Origin of the sequence: Bradyrhizobium sp. 187, from assembly GCF_023101005.1 — a bacterium.
GTDB lineage: Bacteria > Pseudomonadota > Alphaproteobacteria > Rhizobiales > Xanthobacteraceae > Bradyrhizobium > Bradyrhizobium canariense_D.
Genome location: NZ_CP064693.1, coordinates 1,500,402 through 1,518,950 on the forward strand (window position 1 = coordinate 1,500,402; position 18,549 = coordinate 1,518,950).

10 protein-coding genes are annotated in these 18,549 nt (G+C 64.7%); 5 read left to right on the top strand and 5 right to left on the bottom strand.

Going from position 1 to position 18,549, the window contains the following annotated elements; genetic code table 11:
- Nucleotides 1–68: 68 nt before the first annotated feature.
- The 4 genes from IVB19_RS07230 to IVB19_RS07245 form a co-directional block, all read right to left on the bottom strand.
- Complete coding sequence (locus tag IVB19_RS07230) at nucleotides 69–1,049, bottom strand: LLM class flavin-dependent oxidoreductase (protein WP_018455685.1); 981 nt, start codon at nucleotides 1,047–1,049, stop codon at nucleotides 69–71.
- Nucleotides 1,046–1,777, bottom strand: a complete 732-nt coding sequence (locus IVB19_RS07235; protein WP_247821176.1) for a 4'-phosphopantetheinyl transferase family protein — start codon at nucleotides 1,775–1,777, stop codon at nucleotides 1,046–1,048. Before IVB19_RS07235 ends, IVB19_RS07230 begins: the two co-directional genes overlap by 4 nt.
- A 245-nt stretch (nucleotides 1,778–2,022) precedes the next feature.
- Entirely contained in the window at nucleotides 2,023–2,193 is a 171-nt protein-coding gene (locus IVB19_RS07240; RefSeq protein WP_247821177.1) for a hypothetical protein, read from the bottom strand.
- Between the two features lie 141 nt (nucleotides 2,194–2,334).
- Complete coding sequence (locus IVB19_RS07245; protein WP_247821178.1) at nucleotides 2,335–8,778, bottom strand: non-ribosomal peptide synthetase; 6,444 nt, start codon at nucleotides 8,776–8,778, stop codon at nucleotides 2,335–2,337.
- Nucleotides 8,779–8,920: 142 nt separating this feature from the next.
- Here IVB19_RS07245 and IVB19_RS07250 point away from each other — a divergent pair, with 142 nt between their 5' ends.
- The 3 genes from IVB19_RS07250 to IVB19_RS07260 all read left to right on the top strand — a co-directional run bounded on the left by IVB19_RS07250 (nucleotide 8,921) and on the right by IVB19_RS07260 (nucleotide 14,228).
- Entirely contained in the window at nucleotides 8,921–12,391 is a 3,471-nt protein-coding gene (locus tag IVB19_RS07250; RefSeq protein ID WP_085350333.1) for an ATP-binding protein, read from the top strand.
- On the top strand, nucleotides 12,388–13,182 hold the full coding sequence (locus tag IVB19_RS07255; RefSeq protein WP_018455681.1) for a protein-L-isoaspartate O-methyltransferase family protein: 795 nt from the start codon (nucleotides 12,388–12,390) through the stop codon (nucleotides 13,180–13,182). Before IVB19_RS07250 ends, IVB19_RS07255 begins: the two co-directional genes overlap by 4 nt.
- A 95-nt stretch (nucleotides 13,183–13,277) precedes the next feature.
- A complete protein-coding gene (locus IVB19_RS07260) occupies nucleotides 13,278–14,228 on the top strand; it encodes a DUF6492 family protein (RefSeq protein ID WP_247821179.1) in 951 nt (316 codons plus the stop codon).
- 3 nt (nucleotides 14,229–14,231) lie between these two features.
- Here IVB19_RS07260 and IVB19_RS07265 read toward each other — a convergent pair whose 3' ends face one another.
- Entirely contained in the window at nucleotides 14,232–15,299 is a 1,068-nt protein-coding gene (locus IVB19_RS07265; protein ID WP_018455679.1) for an endo-1,4-beta-xylanase, read from the bottom strand.
- Between the two features lie 304 nt (nucleotides 15,300–15,603).
- Between IVB19_RS07265 and IVB19_RS07270 the strand changes: the two genes are divergently transcribed.
- Together IVB19_RS07270 and IVB19_RS07275 are read left to right on the top strand one after the other, a co-directional pair.
- Complete coding sequence (locus IVB19_RS07270) at nucleotides 15,604–17,040, top strand: lipopolysaccharide biosynthesis protein (protein ID WP_247294652.1); 1,437 nt, start codon at nucleotides 15,604–15,606, stop codon at nucleotides 17,038–17,040.
- A gap of 181 nt (nucleotides 17,041–17,221) precedes the next feature.
- The gene (locus IVB19_RS07275) at nucleotides 17,222–18,271 is read left to right on the top strand and encodes a fatty acid desaturase (RefSeq protein ID WP_018455677.1); all 1,050 of its coding nucleotides are present in this window, start codon (nucleotides 17,222–17,224) and stop codon (nucleotides 18,269–18,271) included.
- Nucleotides 18,272–18,549 lie beyond the last annotated feature (278 nt).

The window sequence follows — 18,549 nt, forward strand, 5'->3', positions numbered from 1 at the left end:
GGGACTCTGGATTGCTTCGCTACGCTCGCAATGACGATGTGGATGGTTAGGTCGACTTCATCCACAACTCAAAACATCCCGCTTGCCGCGAGCGCCTTGCAGACGTGCTGCATCTCGGTCTCGTCCGCGACCATGTCGAGCATGATCGTGGTCAGCCCCTTCGCGGCAAACTCCTTCAGCTTCGCGCCGATCTCCGCGTAGCTGCCGACGAGGTAGGGGCAGTCGGCCTGGAAGGTCAGGAACGGCAGCAGCCAATAGCCATTGTCCGCGAGCTCGCCGCTCTGGCTCTCGTAGAGGCGCCGTTTCCACACGGAATCGCTGTTCTCCACGGTGAGCGCGAGCAGCTCGCGATCGTCGGCATTATCGCGGAAACGCGCCTTTGCCGCTTGCCGCGCCTCGTCGCGTCCCTCGCGGGCGAAAATTCCAAAATTCATGCCCGGCGCATCGAGGCCGCGGTCGAGATCCGGCGGCAACATCTGCATCTTGATGCAGCCGGTCTCCTTTGCGACGCGCTGTGCCGGCTCGGACTGGCCTGCGACCAGAAATTCCGGCATCAGCTCCGGCGGCAGGCGCGGCCGAAGTTGCAGGTTGCTGGCGCGGTAGAACCGGCCCTCGAAAGTCGTCGGACGCGGGCTTGCCAGCAGCTGGCGCATCAGCGCAACGAATTCGCCGAGCCGGACATAGCGATCGGCGTGCGACTGCTCGTCGCCGAGCCCCTGCAGATCGCTGACCGCCGTCCCCGTGATCATGTTGAGATAGACCTTGCGGCCGTGGAGCTGCGCAAAGGACGAGACGAATTTTGCCGCCGTGAACGGGTGCATGTAGACCGGATTGACCGCGATCAGCGGCGAGGATCGGGTCGTCTCGCCGATGATGTGCTGGGCCATCGCCCAGGGCTCGACGAACACGTCGTTGCCTTCGAATAGCAGGATGCCTTCGAAGCCGTTGCGATCGGCGAACTGCGCCACCCGCATCAGCTCGTCGACATATTTCTTGGGGTCGCGGTTGCGCGAAATCGCGGGAAAGACGCGCAGCCGCCGCGGCGTCATTCAGCCGCCTCCTGTAGCGGCCATCCATTGCGGGTGATGGGAAGGCCGCCGGTGGCGCGGGAGCCGTCCGCGATCGCGAGACGATGCGAGGGCGACGGCGAGATCAGCTGGAATCGCCAGCCTTGCGGATCGTCGGGGATATCGGGCTTGAAGCTGATCTCGATGGCCTCGCGCGATACCTGCATCGCGAAGGCGTCGAGCGGCAAATTGAGGCCGAAACCCCTGGCCTTCAGATAGGCTTCTTTCAGCGTCCAGTAGTCGAAGAAGCGCTCGGTCGCGGCGGGCTCCGGCAGCCTGCGCAGCGTTTCGACCTCTTCCGGCGCGAAGAACCGAAGCGCGGTCGACAGCGGCGCCACCCGACGCGACACGGTCTCGACATCGACGCCGACGGTCTCATGCCCCGACACGACGCAGGCGACGCAGCCGTCGGCGTGCGACAGGCTGAAATGCAGCGTGCTCGATGTCCTGGGTGATGCGACAAACGGCCGCCCGTAACGCCCGGCCGCAAATGACCAGTCGGACGGTGCGACCTCAGGTGCGACGTGCGAGAGCGCAAGGCGCAACATCGCGTGCGCGAAAATATACTGTCGCTGGTGCCGCTCGAACACGAAGTGGTCGGCTCGTACCCGTTCGTCGACCGAGAGCAGGCGCCGGCACGTATCGATCGCACCTGGCGTGTCAAAATTCTCGATCAATCCGACAAACAGTTCAATTCTGTCGTCTGCCATCAATTGGGCCCATGGCGCCAGGCCGGGGCCAAATCCCCTGCCATGACGGAAGAATCAACTGAGCAAGAATCAACTAAGCGGACCGCTTCTAGCGGTCCACTCGGGCGAATCCTTGTCGATTGCTGGCCGGTTTACGGGCGCAAGCTTGTGCGAGACCCCAACTCGACACGCGAGCGGCCAAATGTGAAAAATGAAGCCCGAAAACTGAAGCCTGAAGATTCGTGCGGCGTCCCGGCCGACGAGTCTTACGTCTTCTTCTTCTTGGACTTCTTGGAGCTGCCCAACATCGAAATGCTGGCGTCGACGTCCTTCAGCGCGGACTGCAGCTTCTTCTTCTCGGCGCCGAGCAACTTCTGCAGGGCCTTGCGGTCCTTGTCGCTCAACGAGGTGCCCTTGGTAAATTTGATGAAACCCATAACGAACTCCCCGGTTGAAAATACTCGTCCAAATCAAAACGCGAGAATAATCTTGCGCGATGGCGCCAAATAATCAAGATGCAACTTGGTCATTCACAGCTTTGACGAGTGACCCCGTATTCATCCGTGATGTACGGCCGGTCATGCCGCCCTGCGATTGAGCAATCGGCCGAGCGGTGTGTTGGGTTGGGCGAGGGCGGCCGCGAGCAGCGCGAGGAGATCCTCCATCCACTGGCCGACCGTAGCGCCGTCGAGCAGCTCGCTCTTGTAATTGCACGAACCGGTGATTCCCGTCGGCCGCTCCTTGAGCATCAGCGACAGCCATGTCTGGTCGATCGGCAGCACCGGCTGGCCTTCGCGGGCGATGTTGCCGATCGATCCTGTCGTGAGATCAGGCAGATCGAGCGGCTGGCGCAGCGGATTTTGCAGGGTGAAATAGACCTGGAGCAGCGAGGCTGGATTGACCCCCTCCTGCTCCAAATGATCGGCCAGGATGTTGAAAGGCAGCTCCTGGCGCGCATGCGCGTCAAGCACGCTCTGGCGGACCCGGACTACGGCCTGCGCGAACGACAGCTCCGGCGTGATTTTGGTGCGAACGATCACCGTGTTCTCGAACGGACCGACGATCCGGTCGGTGTCCGGCTGGGCGCGATTGGCCATGGCGGTGGCGATCGAGATGTCGTCGCGGCCGGTCCGCGCCAGCAGCACGGCCTTCAAGCCGGTCAGCAGGCACATGAACAGCGTGCAATTGTGCTGGCCGGCGAAAGCCGCGAGCCGGCCGATCAGCTCACGCTTGAGACTGACCGGATGGTGCCCCCTGGACGGGCCCGGCCTTGATTCGCCCTCGAAGAGGGGAGCCGCCCCGCGCAAATTCTCGGTCCAGTCGGCCGCCTGACGGCGGGCGGCATCGGTGCCGCACCACCAGCGCTGCCAGCGCGCCACGTCCGAAAAGGCCGGCGGCGGTTTGGGCAGCGGCACCGACGAATATCCGGCCAGCGCCGCATAGCGGTAGGACAATTCCTCGAACAGCACGCCGATCGACCAGCCATCGACGACGGCGTGGTGCAGCGTCAGCAGCAACACGTGATCGCCATCGTGGAGCCGCAACAGCCGGGCGCGCAGCAGCGGCGCGCGCGTGGTGTCGATCGGGACATAGGTCTCCTGTTCGATCAGGAGATTGATCTTGCGGAGCTCCAGCGCCTTGCGCCGCTTGTTGTTGTGGGGCTGACCGTCGCCGATCGTCCCGACAGTCAGGACACGGCCGAGGGCGCCGGGCGCGGCGATGCGGCTGACGGGCTCCCCGCCGCTCCAGCCGAAATGAGTCCGCAGCGATTCGTGCCGGCGCACGATGTCGTCGATCGCCTGCGCCAGGGCGGCCGGATTCAGCGGCCCCTGGAGGCGGAAAGCGAAAGGCAGGTTGAACAGCGGCAGTCCGCGAAGATTCTGCTCGATCCGCAGCATCTGGTCCTGCGCGATCGAGAGAGGGCTGCCTTCGGCCAGGCTCGCACTAGCCAACCTCGCTACAGTTGGGGCCGGCTTGCGCGGCTTTGCCGCCACGGCCTCGTCGACCCGCCGGGCAAGCTCGTCGATCGTCGGTGCCTCGAAGATGGTCTTGATCGGCAGCGACGCGCCGAGCGCCCGAGCGACGCGCGCCATGACCTGGCCCGCCAGCAGCGAATGGCCGCCGAGGTCGAAGAAATTGTCGGTGACGCCGAGGCTTTCGACCTTCAGCAGGTCGATCCAGATGTCGGACAGCACCTTTTCGGTAAAGCGCCGCGCCGGCACGGCCGCATCCGGTCCGAACGTTTCCTGCTGCGCCGACGCCAGCAGCGCGGCCCGATCGATTTTGCCATGGGCATTGAGCGGCACCTGACCCAGGAACAGGAACGCGGACGGGATGGCATGGCCCGGCAGCCGGCTCTTCAGGAAATCGCGCAGCTCGCTGGCGCTGCTCCGGCTGCCGGATCTCGCGACGATATGGGCAATCAGCCTGATATCGCCGCTTGCTTCGCGACGCGGCTCGACGATGCCGGCGCACACACTGGGATGGTCGGTAAGCGCGTTCTCGATCTCCTTGAGCTCGATACGGTAGCCGCGGACCTTGACCTGATGGTCGGCGCGACCGAGGCATTCGATCGTGCCGTCGGCACGGCGACGGGCGAGGTCGCCGGTCCGGTACAGCCGGCTGCTAGCTTTGCGCGAGAACGGATCGGGCAGGAAGCGCTGCCGGTTCTGCGCGGGATCGTTGACATAGCCGCGGCCGACGCCGGCGCCGCCGATGCAGAGCTCGCCGGTTACGCCGACCGGCTGCGGCTGCAGGCTTGCGTCGAGCACGTAGAGCTGGGTATTCGGCAGCGGCGCGCCGACCGGGACGTTGCCCGTCGTGGTCGTGGGCGCCCTGGTCAGGCGATGCAGCGAGACGTCGTCGGAACATTCCGAGGCACCATAGGCGTTGATCAGCGGCACTTTCGGACAGCGGGCGAACCAGGCCTTGCACAGATCGACGGGCAGCGGTTCGCCCGTCGAGATCAGAAGGCGCAGCCTCGCAAAGGCGCGTCGGATTTGTGCCTCGTCCATGCGATCGAGGATCACGCGCAGCAGCGATGGGACGATCTCGAGCACCGTGATGCCCTCGCGCTCGATCTCGCGCGCGAGCAAAATCGGGTCCTGCACGATCGCGGTCCCGCAGATGTGGACGCGCGCGCCGACCATGGGCCCCGCGAGGAACTGCCACACCGAGATGACAAAACTCTGTGGCGCGGTCTGCGCGATCACGTCCCGGGACGAGAGGTTCAGCTCGGAGATGAGCGACGCCAGATGGTTTGACAGCCCGCGCTGCTCGATCATGACGCCCTTGGGCGCGCCGGAGGACCCGGAGGTGTAGATGAGATAGGCAAGGCTCGACGCCGCGCGCCGCTTTGCGGGGGCCGGCTTGGCCGACGCTGGCGCGATCGCGTCCTCGAGCTCGGCCATTTGGATGCGCTCGACCAGCGGTTCGAGCAGCGCCTCCGCCATGGATGACTGCGCCCGTTCGATCAGCAGCATGCGGGCCCCGCTCGATCCGAGGATGGTTGCGAGCCGTTCCCGCGGCTGGTCGGGATCGAGATTGAGGAAGGCGGCGCCCACGCGTTGTACGGCGATCATCGCGGCGAGCAGGTCGGGCCCGCGATCTGCAAGCAAGGCGACCACGGCCTCGGCGCCGACGCCTTCGAGAGTGAGCCAGCGCGCAGCCGCTTGGCTGCGGCGCGCCAGCTCGCGGTAGCTCAGGGATGTGCGGCCGTCCGACACCGCGATCGCGTTCGGCGTCTTCTTGACCTGGCGATCGAAACCTTCGCTCAAATTGCCGCGCGCGACGAAATTGGCCGGCACGCCCCGGCCCTGCGCCAGCAGCTGCCGGCGTTCGGCCTCAGTCAGGAGTGCCAGGCGGGAGATGCGCTGCTCCGGATCGGCGATGACGGATTTGAGCAGGGTTTTGAACTGAGCGGCCATGCCCTCGATCGTCGCCGCGTCGAACAGATCGGTGGCGTATTCGAAGAAGCCGGTGAAACGGCCGTCGGCCTCGACCAGTTCGAGCGTGATGTCGAATCGCGCCACTTTTGGATCGATCTCGATCCGCCGCGTCGACAGACCGGAGAATCGTGCCGCCTCGATCGAGGCATTCTGGAGGATGAACATGATCCGGAACAGCGGATTGCCGTCCGTCCTTCGTGCGATCTGAAGCGAGCGCAGGACTTCCTCGATCGGGAGATCCTGATTGCGATAGGCATCGAGCGTGACCTGCCGTACCCGGCGCAACATGTCGCCGAAGCTCGGATCGCCGCCAAAATCATTGCGCAGGATCAGGGTGTTGGCGAACACTCCGATCAGGCGCTCGCTCTCGATCTGATTGCGGTTGGCGATCAGCGATCCGGTCGCGACATCTTCTTGTCCGGTGTGACGGAACAGCAGGCACTGCAACACGGCGAGCAGGGTCATGAAGGGCGTGACGCCCTTGTTCTGGCTCAGCGCGCGCAGGTCGGCCGACAGGGTTTTGGAGAATTCGAGATAGTGACGGGCACCGTGGCCGCTCCAGACCTCCGGCCTTGGGCGGTCGGTTCGCAGCGGCAGCGTGATGACGCCGTCCAGTTGCACCCGCCAGTAATCGAGCTGCTCCTTGGCCGCCGGCGTCTGCGCCCAGCTCTGCTGCCAGAGCGCAAAGTCGCGATACTGGAAGGCGGGCGAAGGCAGTGCTGCCACGTCGTTCTTGCGCGCTGCCGAATAATGGGCGGCGAGTTCTTCCCAGAACAGCCGCTGCGACCAGCCGTCGGTGACGAGGTGGTGGACGTTGACCACCAGCACATGGCTGCTCTTGTCGAACGAGAGCAGCGTGACCTTCAGCGGTGCCTCGTTCGCAAGGTCGAACGGATGTTGCGCGAGCCGGAGTGCTTCGCGCCTGACAACAGCGACCCGCTTGTTCGCGGGGCAGGGCTTGAGCTTGATCCGCTCGAACCGCGGTGGCGATTGCAGCACAAGCTGCACCGGCTCGCCCTCGCGTTCGACGATGACCGACCGCAACGCCTCATGGCGCGCCGATACGGCGGTGAGGCTCGCAGAAAGTGCGGCGACGTCGAGCCCACCCTTGAGGAGCGCGACTTCGACGACGTTATAATTGTAGCGCGTGGGGTCGAGCCGCGAGAGCACGTACATCCGCTGCTGCTGGAACGACAGCGGCGCGTCTGCTTCCCCGGCCTGGCGCCAGGCCGGTAGCATCGTTTCGCGATGGATTGCGGCGGTCTCGATCCGGGCCGCAAGCGCGGCGGCCGTGGCGCAATCAAAAACGTCCTCGAACGAGAAATCGACATTGAAGCGTTCGCGCAGGCGCGAACGCATCTGCGTCACCGCGAGCGAGTCGGCACCGAGCGCAAAGACGTCCTGATCGCCCCCGACCTGCGGCAGCTCCAGCAGATTGGCCCAGATCCCGGCGAGCTCGGTCTCCAGCTCGTTGCGCGGCAGACGGGCCTCCTCCTCGCCGCCGTCCGTTGCAATCAATTCGGCGAGCGCATTGCGCTTGACCTTGCCGCTGGCGCCTTTCGGCAGCGTCGCGACGCTGCGGATCAGGCTCGGCACCTTGTAGGCCGCGAGCCGTTTCCGGGCGAACTGGCGCAACTGGTCCGAAGTCGCCTCGGAATTCGGCCGCAGCACCACGATTGCGGCGACGTTCTCGCCGAGCTTCGGGTGCGGGACGGCAAACACGCCGGCCTCCAGCACCGCCGGATGGCTGAGCAGAACCTCTTCCACCTCCAGAGGCGAGATCTTCTGCCCGCCGCGGTTGATGACGTCCTTGATGCGGCCGACGATGAAGAGATAGCCGTCGGCATCGAGATAGCCGAGATCGCCGGTCCGGAACCAACCGTCGCGGAAGGCAGCCTGCGTCGCCGCCTCGTCATTATAGTAGCCGCGGCTCATGTTGGGTCCGCGCAGCATGATCTCGCCGTGCTGGCCGCTGGCGAGCGCGCGGCCCGTCTCGTCCATGATTGTGATCTCGGGGCCCGCGGCGCGGCCGACCGATCCGACCTTGCGCAGCTCGAACGGGTTGGCCGCGATCTGCGAGGCCGCCTCCGTCATGCCGTAGGTTTCGAGCACGGGAACGCCGAACGTCGCCTCCAACCCGTCGAGGATCGCAGGCGTAAGCGAGGCCGAGGCGGAGCGGATCACGCGCAGCGACGACGATCGGGCAAGATCCGGGTTGGCTTCCGCCGCCGTCAGCAGCGCGCGATGGATGGTCGGCACTGCCGTGTACCAGGTCGGTCGCAGCTGCCGCATCCAGCCGAAGAAGGAGGCTGCGTCGAAACCCTCGGTACAGACTACGCTGGAGCCCGCGGCCAGCGCCGTCAGCAGGCCGGAAATCAAACCATGGGCGTGAAACAGCGGCAGGACGTTGAGCAGACGATCGTGGGACGCGAGCGAGAGCACGCGGCCGGCATTGTAGGCGGAGAGGCACACATTGCGATGCGTCAGCGGCACCATCTTCGGTCGCGCCGCCGTGCCCGAGGTCAGCAGGATGAACGCGTCGTCGTCGCCGCGCGAGGCGCCGCTGCTGCTCGCCGGTCCGACCGCCGGCCCGACCAACGCGCAGCCGCCGAGATCGTCTTGCGGCCCCGGCACGAAATCGATCACCGCAATATCGAGCGCCTTGGCGACATCGCGGGCCGCCGAGTTCGTGTCGGCCCGGGTGACGAGCGCCGTCAGCTTCAATTCGCTGAAATAGCGTTGCAGCTCGTCCGCCGTCAGATCGGGATTGACGGGAACGCAAGCGCAGCTCGAGGCTACCGCGATCAGGGCCAGTGCGCTGTCGGCACCGCGCGGCAACGCAACCGCGATGCGGTCGGTAGGAGCGATGCCGAGCCCGCGCAGCGTGCGGACGAGATCCTGCGTCCGCGCGCCAATCCCGCCGTAGTTGAGGACCGGCTGGCCGGGGGCGAGGAGGGCGGGGGCCACCGGCATCTTGCGGGCATGGAAATCGAGAAGACCGCCGATATCCTCGAATATCTTCGCTTCGGCCGTCGTGCTCGCTTCCCGCGGGGCTGGGCGTGTGGCGTCCGACAATTCCGTTCCCTTTTGATCCGATTGGGCTATTCTTCCAAGAAGTTAGGAAAGGCGTCCAGTCTGAGGTGAAGTTTTGGCCCCAAAATCTGTGGTTGCGGGGCCCTAAGCCCTTCGACGGAGTGATTGGTCGGGCGGAATCACCATGCTGGAGAATGAGCCGGGCACGGGAGCGGAAGGCGGGCTGAAGCGCTGGCTCGAGGGTATCGGTCTTAGCCACTATACCGATCTCTTCGCGCAGCACCGTCTCGATCTCGACGTCATGGCGGACCTGACCGAATCCGATCTGGTCGAGCTCGGATTGCCGCTCGGCGATCGGAAGCGGCTCCAGCGCGCCATGACCGCGTTGTTCCGGGCCGAAACCGCGGAGAAGCCCGACGCGACGGCGCGCCCGCAAATCCGGACGGAGGTCGGCGCCGAGCGGCGTCAGCTCACCACCATGTTCTGCGACATGGTGGATTCCACCTCGCTCTCGGTGCAGTTCGATCCGGAAGACGTGCGCGACATGATCGCGAGCTTCCGCGAAACCTGTGTCCGCGTCGTGAAGCATTACGAAGGTTTTGCTGCCCGCTTCGTCGGAGACGGTATTTTGGTCTATTTCGGCTATCCGACCGCACATGAGGACGACGCCGAGCGCGCCGTGCGTGCGGGGCTGGAAATCGTCCGGGTGCTGTCGACCGCTCGCGCGATCGAGCCGCGTGGCGCGCTCAGCCACTCACCCGCCGTCCGCATCGGCATCGCAACCGGTCTCGTCGTGGTTGGCGACCTCGTCGGACAGGGCACCGAAGAGCGCGACTCCGCGGTCGGAGAAACCGTCAATCTCGCCGCGCGCCTGCAGGGCCTGGCGCCGCCCAACGGTGTGGTGATTTCCACGTCGACCCAGTCGCTGCTGAAGGGGAAGTTCGACTACCGCGATCTCGGCGTCCACGTGCTCAAGGGAATCTCGGAGAAAGCCCAGGCCTGGCACGTGATGCGCGCCTCGCGGGTGGAGACCCGCTTCGCCGCCGCCATGGGCACGCGGCTGACCCCGCTCGTCAACCGGGAGGAGGAGATTGCGCTGCTGATGGGGCGCTGGCAGCAGGCCAAGGAGGGCGAGGGCCAGGTCGTGGTCAAGTTCGGCGAGCCCGGCATCGGCAAGTCGCGCATCATCCAGGAGATCTTCGACCGGATCGCGGGCGATCGCCATGGACAGGTCTCGTTCCAGTGCTCGCCCTATTACACCTCCACGGCGTTCTATCCGTTCGCCGAGCAGCTCAAATTCTCTCTCGGTCTCGATCGCGAGGATGCGTCCGTTCAGTCGCTGGCGAGCCTGGAGACCGCGATCGCCGCCGCTCATGGCGACATCGAGCAGGTTGCGCCGCTGTTTGCCGTGCTGTTGTCCATTCCGACCGGCGACCGCTATCCGCCGCTCGAGCTGTCGCCGCAGCAGCAAAAGGATGCGACCGTCGCGGCGCTGGTCAATCATTTCCTCGGCCTTGCGCGCGAGCAGCCGCTGGTGATCGCATTCGAGGATCTGCACTGGATCGACCCGACGTCCCGTGAGGTGATCGATCTCCTGGTCGACCGGGCACAGAACCGGGCAATCCTGGTCATCATCACCGCGCGCACCGAATTCCAGCCGAGCTGGAACGCCCATTCGCATATCACGACCCTGGTGCTGAACCGGTTGAGCCGGCAGTTGCGCGCGACGCTGGTCGAGCGCGTGGCGGGACGCGAGCTTCCCAAGGAGGTCATCGAGGAGATCATCGTCAAGACCGACGGCGTGCCGCTGTTCCTGGAGGAGCTGACCAAGACGGTTCTCGAATCCAACCTCCTGACCGAACGGCACGGGCGCTACGTGCTGTCGGGTCCGTGGCGGCAGCTTGCGATCCCGGCGACGCTGACGGACTCGCTGATGGCGCGGCTGGACCGGATGGGGCCGTTCAAGCGGATCGCGCAAATCGGTGCCACCATCGGCCGCGAATTCTCCTACGAGACTCTGCACGCGGTCGCCAACACACCCGCCGAACAGATCGAGGCCGCGCTCAATCATTTGGAGGAGGCCGGACTGATCATGCGCCGCGGCCATCCGCCCGACGCGCTCTACTCCTTCAAGCACGTGATGATTCAGAACGCCGCGCATGCGAGCTTGCTGCACAGCGAGCGGCGCAAGCTGCATTCCCGGATCGCCCAGGTGCTGGCCGAGATGTATCCCGAGAAGACCGAGCGCGAACCGGAACTGCTCGCCCATCATATGACCGAATCCGGCCAGAGCGAGAGCGCCGCCAGCTTCTGGCTTAAGGCCGGTAAGCAGGCGGCCAAGAGTGGCGCCAATCTAGAGGCGATCGGGCATCTGGGCCGCGGCCTCGGCGTCGTGCAGGCCAATGCGCGCATGCAGGGCGCCGATGAGATGGAGCTCGAATTGCGCATCGCGCTCGGCAACGCGCTGATCGCCGCCAAGGGCTATGCCGTGCAGGAGGTCGAGGAGAACTACGTCCGCGCCCTCGAACTCGGCCAGCAGCTCGACGACGACGAAAAGGCCTTCGCCGCCACGCGCGGGCTCTGGGTCTGTCATTTCATCCGCGCCGATCTGACCCGCGCGCACGATCTCAGCGTCGAGCTGTTGAAGTTCGCCAAGCGCGAGCGGCTGAACGAGGGGACGCAACCGGCGCAGCAGACCGGCTATCTGATCGAGGCGCATCGCTCGATCGCGATGACTATGCTCTATCGCGGGCGCTTTGCCGCGTCCCAGCATCATCTGCACCGCTGCATCAACCTCTACAGCCCCGACCTGCACTCCGATCTGATGGAGCGGCACGGCACCGATCCCGGTGTCGTCTCGCTGTCCTATCTCGGCTACCTCCTGTGGTTCCTCGGCCGGCCCGACGCGGCGCGCCAGCACAGCGAACAGGCGATCGCGAACGCCGAGAAGATCCGCCACCCATTCACGCTCGCCTTCGCGCTCGTGTTCGGCGCCTATCTCTGCCAGCATTTGCGCGATGTTGAGGGCACGCGCGACCATGCCAACCGCGCCATGATCATCGCCACGGAGCACAATTTCCTGCACTGGAAGCAGCAGGCGGCGATCCTGCGCGGCTGGGCGCTGGCGCAGCTCGGCGAGGCCGACGAAGGCCTCAGCCAGATGCGGTTCGGCCTCGACGAATACGAAGCGATGGATTCCTGGCTCGCCGGCTGCTGGTTCCGCTGCCTGCTCGCGGAGGCCTACGCCAAGGTCGGAATGCGCGATGCCGCCTTGCGCGCGCTGGACGGTGCGCTCGCGACCGCAAGACGGACCGGCGACCACTCCTACCTCGCCGAAGTCTACCGCCTGCAAGGCGAGATCACCCTGTCGGATGAGAATCCGGCCTCGGTGCAGGAGGCCGAGGACCTGTTCAACCTGTCGCTGGAGATCGCGCGTAAGCAGGGCGCTCTGTCCTGGGAGCTTCGCACCGCCGTCAGCCTCGCGCGCCTGTCGCACCAAGCCGGCAAGCGCGAGCACGCTCGTCTCCTGCTCGTACCGATTGTGGCCAAGTTCAGCGAGGGCTTTTCCACGCCGGACCTGAAACAGGCGATGCAACTGATCGACGAGCTCGGCGTGGACGCGCTTGTTCGTAAACAGGCCGATTCCGTGAGATGAGCGATCTTGCCGCCGCGCGTGCGCGTTACGTGGAGCTGATCTCAAAACGCGAGCGGATCTCTTCAACGCGCCTGCTCGAAGCCCTCGGCACTGTTCCGCGCGAAAAGTTTCTGGCGAAGGGGCCGTGGCGCATCAAGACCGAGGCGGCGCGCAACTATCGGCTGACGCCGGATGCTGATCCCGTTCATCTCCAGGACAATGTGCTGGTCGCGATCGATGCGCGCCGCAAGCTTGATACCGGACTTCCGAGCCTGTGGGCGCATTTCATCGATTTGCTCGACGTCGGGGAAAAAGACCGTGTGGTCCAGATCGGCTGCGGGCTCGGCTATTTCTCAGCCGTGCTGTCGAAGATCGTGGGGCCCAAGGGCAGGGTGCAGGCAATCGAATGCGACGAGCGGCTTGCGGCGCGCGCCGCAACCTATCTTGGCGCCTATCGCAACGTCGCGGTCGTCCATGGCGACGGATGCGAGGACATCGGCGAACCCGCCGACGTGATCATCGTTCATGCCGGCTTCTCGCAGCCGCATCCGCTCTGGCTTCGGTCGCTTCGTCCGCGCGGCCGGCTTCTGGTGCCGCTGACCCAGCGGGACCGCGAAGGCGCCGCCCTCAAGATCACCCGCAAGGGCAGGGGGTTCGAAGCCGAGGCGGTGCAGCAGATCCGGATATTTCCCGGCCAAGGCCGCGGTCTGACCGCGCTCGACGACCGCGTCGCCGACTGGTGGCAGCGCGCCTCCGCGCTGGCGCCGCTGCGCTTTCGCGGCATCGCGCAGGGGTTGCCGTCGGATGGCTAATGCTTCGTTTCATTTTACCTTGATTGCGAATGTAAGTATCCAACGCGTCTCGGCGCCGCTATGACTGCGGCCTGATCGCCATACGAGCGCGCGCCATGCATTCCGTTGCCCTGCTGACCGCCAGCTACGCCAAGGATATCGAGCGCTTTTCGCTGCTCAGCGAGAGCATCGACATCTGGTTGACGGGCTACACACGGCATTATGTTCTCGTTAACGATGAGGATCTGCCGCTGTTCGCGCGGTTCGCTTCCGACAAACGCGTCATCGTTCCGGCCTCGCGCTATTTGCCGAAATGGCTGTGGGCGTTGCCGCCGGCTCTGCAGTTCATCAGCAAACGGCGCGTCTGGCTGTCGCTGCTGTCGTCACCTGTTCATGGCTGGCACATTCAGCAGATCCTCAAGATCGCCGGCGTCCTCAACGCGCCAGAGCAGCGCGTTTGCATCCTGGATTCGGACAATCTGTTCTTCCGCGAATTCGACGTCGGTGAGTATGCCGGCGCCGAGAAGACCCCGCTGTTCGTCACGCGCAACGGGATCGACGCCGCCCACCCCTTGCATGTCCTGTGGCTCCGCACCGTCGATCAGCTCCTTGGCATCAAGGACCGGTCCTTCCCCGCGGACGACTATGTCGGCAACGCGCTGGTCTGGAACAAGGACACCGCGCGCGCGATGACCGATTCGATCAAGTCGGCAACGGGATTGAACTGGGTTCTAGCACTGTGCCGGAAGAAGAAGTTCTCGGAATATCTCATGTACGGCCATTTCGTCGCGAACGCGCCCGCGCATCTGGCCACTCATCGGGTCACCGAGGACAGCATCGCGGTCTCGCATTGGGACGACACCCGCCTCGACCGTCCCGCCATCGAAGCGATGATGCGCGCCGCTTCGCCCGACCAGGTCGCGCTGTGCATCCAGTCCTATTCGTCGACCTCGATCGACGACATCCGCGACGTGTTCCGCCTCAGCTCGCGCGACCGTCGCGGTCCGAGTCTTTCGCCCGAGCACATGGGCGACGAGGCTCAGTTCGAAGTGCCGAAAGCTCGCTAGACCTTACACGTCTCTCGTGAACTTGCTGATCACGTTCATGAACGGCTTCGGCTTGAACTCGCCGTCGAGCGGCAAAGGACGGTTCGGCTGCTTGTCGGCGCGGGCAAAGGTGCCGTTGATCCAGCTGTAGCGGTCCGAGAGGCCCCAGGTCAGGATCGAGCGCACCGGTCCGCTGGTCGAGATCGCGGTCAAGAGATCATCGACGCGCTTGGCGACGATGGCATCGCGCTCCGCCGGCGTCCCCGTCAGCTTCTGGTCGTCGACATCGAGCTCGGTGACGAGCACCTCGAGGCCCCAGGCGCGCAGCTCGGTGACGAATTCGGCAAGCCCATGGGTGTCGATCTCGAGCTCGGCATGCAGATGCGCTTGCAGTCCCACGGCGTGCAACGGCACGCCCTGGTCGAGCAGCTCCATGATGAGATGGCGGTAGGCAGCGCGCTTCGCGACGAACGTGTCCTTGGCCGACTCGATGTCGTATTCGTTGATCGCGAGCTTGACGAAGGGATCGGCCGCGGCCGCCGTGCGGAACGCCAGCGGAATCCAGCGGTTGCCCAGATGCTGCGTCCAGAACGACTCGCGTCGGTCTTTCGGGCTGTGCGGATTGTCCGGGATCGGCTCGTTGACTACGTCCCACGACGTCAGCTTGTCCTTGTAATAGGAGACGACGGTGCCGATGTGGTCGACATAAGCGCGCTCGACGCCCTTGGTATCCTTGATCTGCTTGGTCCAGTCCGGAATGTCGTGATACCAGGCGAGCGCGTGGCCGCGCATCGTCAGGTCGTTCTGCCGGGCGAAATCCAGGATCGCGTCGGCGCGTTCGAAGGCAAAGGTGTGCGCGTCCGGACGCAGCATCGGCCATTTCAGCTCGAGCACCGGCACGACTTGTGTGCAGTAGGTGCTGATGGCTTCGCCGAGCCTGGGATCCGCTTGCAGATCCCAGAGCGTGGCCGCGGCACCAAATCCCTGATAGCGCTGGGCGAGTTTCGACGCCGGCGCTGCGGACGCCGATGCGGCTGCCGCGAGTGCTGCGGCGCTGCCGAGGAGAAATTCGCGTCTGTCGAGCCTGGTCACGGCATTCCTTATCGGAGCCAACGCGCCACCGTACCAAGCGACGCCTTGCAACGCCGGGGATTTCCCTCGTTGGGTTAACTTTGCCAGTGCGAATCACGGTTCCTTTCGGTGGCCGTGGCGCCGTCAGGGAAGGGCAAATTTAACGCTAACCCGCGAAAGCGGCTTCAAAACCGGATTCGCCGCCCGATCTCCAGACTTATGTGACACTCTTGAGAGATGTTGCGGCGCAATTCGTTGGCCCCGCCATGGTCCAATTGATGAACGGCCGTCACACTCGCAACAACGTTGCCGGTCCCGTGCTCGCATGCTGAACCGCCATTTCTCGATTTATCTCGTCGCCTACATCCTGCCTGCGGCGGTGGGCTTCTTTGCCGTCACGGCCTACACGCGGCTGCTGACGCCGGCGGAGTACGGCGTTTATGTCGTCGGCATCAGCCTGGCTGGCATTCTAGGCGCAATCTTCTTCGCCTGGATCAAGCTGTCGGTGTCGCGCTATCAGGCGATGTCGGCCGAGGTCGATTTTCGCGGCACAGCGATTGTCGCCTTCGCGCTCACCGTTGCCGTCCTCTGCGCCACCACGCCGCTGGTTTTCCTGTTCCGCAATGATCTCAGCGTTGGGCTGCTGCTTGCCAGCATGTTCGTCGCGATCATGGCGAATGCCGTCGATGTCGGCCAGGAGTTCGAGCGCGCAAAACTGCGCCCTTACAGGTTCGCGGCGATCTCGATCGTGCGCAGCGTGTCGAGCGTCGGTTTCGGCCTGCTCGGCATCTGGCTCGGCTGGGGTGGACTGGGACTGCTCGCCGCATTCGGCCTGGGTTCGCTCGCCGGGATCATCCTGAACCTTCTCGGTGACCGCACCAGGATCGCGCGCTTTCAGCGCAGCCAGTTCGTGCAGCTCGCGCGCTACGGCCTGCCGCTGACGCTGGCCGGATTGTCGGTTGCGGTCTACTCGGCCTGCGACCGCCTCATCGTGGCTTATTTGCTCGGCAAGGACGCCGCCGGAATCTTTGGCGTCGCCGCCGATCTGCCGCGACAGTTCATGGTCATGATCGCCTCCAGCGTCGCCGCGGCGACCGTGCCGTTGGTGTTCCGGTCATTATCGGACAAGAACATCGAGACGACGCGGGAGCGGCTGACCGAGAGCCTCGAACTTCTGCTCGTCGTAGTTGCGCCCGTCGCGGTCTGGCTCGCGCTCGTAGCCGACCAGGTCGCCGGCACGCTCGTCGGCGTCGACTTCCGCGCCGGCGTGTCGGTATTGCTGCCGACCCTGGTGCTCGCGCGCTTGTTCGGCATCGCCAATCAGTTCTATGTGCAGATCAGCTTCCAGCTTGCCGAGCGACCGTTCATGCTGGCGGCGCAGTCGTTCCTGACGCTGGTCGTCAGCGTGGCGTTGATGTTCGTGCTGGTGGCCGGCCATGGTCTCTACGGCGCGGCGCTGGCGACCCTTGCAACCGAAGCGATCGGTTTCCTCGTTGCCGTCGTGCTGATGCATCGCGCCCATCCGGTCCCGTTCGACCTCCACCGCCTCGCCGGCGTTGCGGTCTCCGCCGCGGCGATGGCGGCTGCGATCCTCGTGGCACGATCCCAGGTCAATGGCATCGGCCTCGTCCCGCTCATGCTCGTGAGCCTCGCCGGCGGGCTCGCTTATGCCGCTGCCGCGTGGTTGCTGAACATCGCAAACGTCCGGACGCTGTCGCTGCGTTTCCTGCGAACCTTCAACCGCAAGGCGCTGGGCGTTTAAGCCGCGATGCCTGACGAGGCTCGGCCTCAGCGTCTGAAGCTCTGAAAGCGCCGCCTGGCCTGGCGATGGCTCGGTTCCGACCGGAAGCGCACAGCCGCCCGGGTCTAGGGCGGAGGGCGATTTTGTTGCGTCCGTGGCCATAACTGTGCTTCTTGGGCGGCATGTCGGAAGCAGAGCAGATATGACCCAAGGAACGCCGGAAATCCGCGCATCGGCGCAGTTGCTTGCCCGCTATCGCGAGCCTGACAATACGCGGGGTGTCCTCGAACTGGCGATCACGGCGATCCCGTTCGTCGTCATCTGGGCTCTGATCTGGGTCGCTCTTGACCAGGGCTATTGGTTTGCCCTCCTGCTCGAGGTGCCCGCGGCGGGTTTGCTGGTCCGCCTCTTCATGATCCAACACGATTGCGGACACGGCTCGTTCTTCCGCGGCCGCGTTGCCAACGATTGGGTCGGCCGTGCCATCGGCGTGATGACACTGACGCCATACGGCTACTGGCGGCATAACCATGCGGGCCATCACGCGAATTCCGGCAATCTCGACCACAGGGGCTTGGGCGACATCGATACGTTGACCACGCGCGAATTTCTCGGGCGGTCGCGATGGCGCCGGACGCTGTATCGCTTGTATCGACATCCCCTCGTGATGTTTGGCGCCGGTCCCTCGTATTTGTTCATCTTGAAGCACCGATTGCCGGTCGGGATGATGCGTCGCGGCTGGAAACCCTGGCTGAGCACGATGGGCACGAACATCGCCCTCGCGGTTCTCGCCGTCACGATGATCTGGCTGGTCGGCTATGGGCCGTTGCTGCTTGTGCATCTGCCGATCGTTGTCCTGGCGGCGTCGATCGGTGTGTGGCTGTTCTACGTCCAGCACCAGTTCGAGCACACGCATTGGGCCCACGACGAGACCTGGAACTTTCACGACGCCGCGCTGCACGGCAGCTCTCACTACCAATTGCCGGGTGTCTTGCGATGGTTCACGGCAAATATCGGCGTCCACCACATCCATCATTTGTCCAGTCGAATTCCCTGCTATCGCTTGCAGGACGTATTGCGCGACCATCCGCAGTTCGCTGGTGTCGGGCGGATCACGCTGCTCCAGAGTTTGCGGACCGTGCGGCTGACCTTGTGGGACGAGGAACGGCAGCGGCTCGTCTCCTTTGGAGAGGCAGCCTTGTTTGGCAAGGCAGCCTTGTTTGAAAAGGCAGCCTTGACTCCAGTGGCTTAGCTTTACGCCGCCCCGCGCGGCCGCCGACCGGCGTGAATTCGCGCGATCGGAACGCGATGGGCGTCTAGCGGCCGTTCAACGTGGCTTCGCCGTCCGACGCCGGGCGCTGGCAGCCGTGTCACCGATCCCCGGTCATTCTGTCGCAGCGATAGACCGCCAGCTTCGGCCGCGCGGCGCCCTTCCGCCTGCGTTAACCGTCGTATATGAGATTTATCGCCGGAACGTGCCGAATGTCGCCACAGACGGAACGTAAGGCGGCGGCGATTTCTTAATTCAAA

Excerpts from the sequence above, each read along its gene's own strand:
- IVB19_RS07270 (WP_247294652.1), top strand. The coding sequence starts at position 15,604 with ATGCTGAACCGCCATTTCTCGATTTATCTCGTCGCCTACATCCTGCCT.
- IVB19_RS07235 (WP_247821176.1), bottom strand. The coding sequence starts at position 1,777 with ATGGCAGACGACAGAATTGAACTGTTTGTCGGATTGATCGAGAATTTT.
- IVB19_RS07275 (WP_018455677.1), top strand. The coding sequence starts at position 17,222 with ATGACCCAAGGAACGCCGGAAATCCGCGCATCGGCGCAGTTGCTTGCC.
- IVB19_RS07240 (WP_247821177.1), bottom strand. The coding sequence starts at position 2,193 with ATGGGTTTCATCAAATTTACCAAGGGCACCTCGTTGAGCGACAAGGAC.
- IVB19_RS07230 (WP_018455685.1), bottom strand. The coding sequence starts at position 1,049 with ATGACGCCGCGGCGGCTGCGCGTCTTTCCCGCGATTTCGCGCAACCGC.
- IVB19_RS07250 (WP_085350333.1), top strand. The coding sequence starts at position 8,921 with ATGCTGGAGAATGAGCCGGGCACGGGAGCGGAAGGCGGGCTGAAGCGC.
- IVB19_RS07260 (WP_247821179.1), top strand. The coding sequence starts at position 13,278 with ATGCATTCCGTTGCCCTGCTGACCGCCAGCTACGCCAAGGATATCGAG.
- IVB19_RS07255 (WP_018455681.1), top strand. The coding sequence starts at position 12,388 with ATGAGCGATCTTGCCGCCGCGCGTGCGCGTTACGTGGAGCTGATCTCA.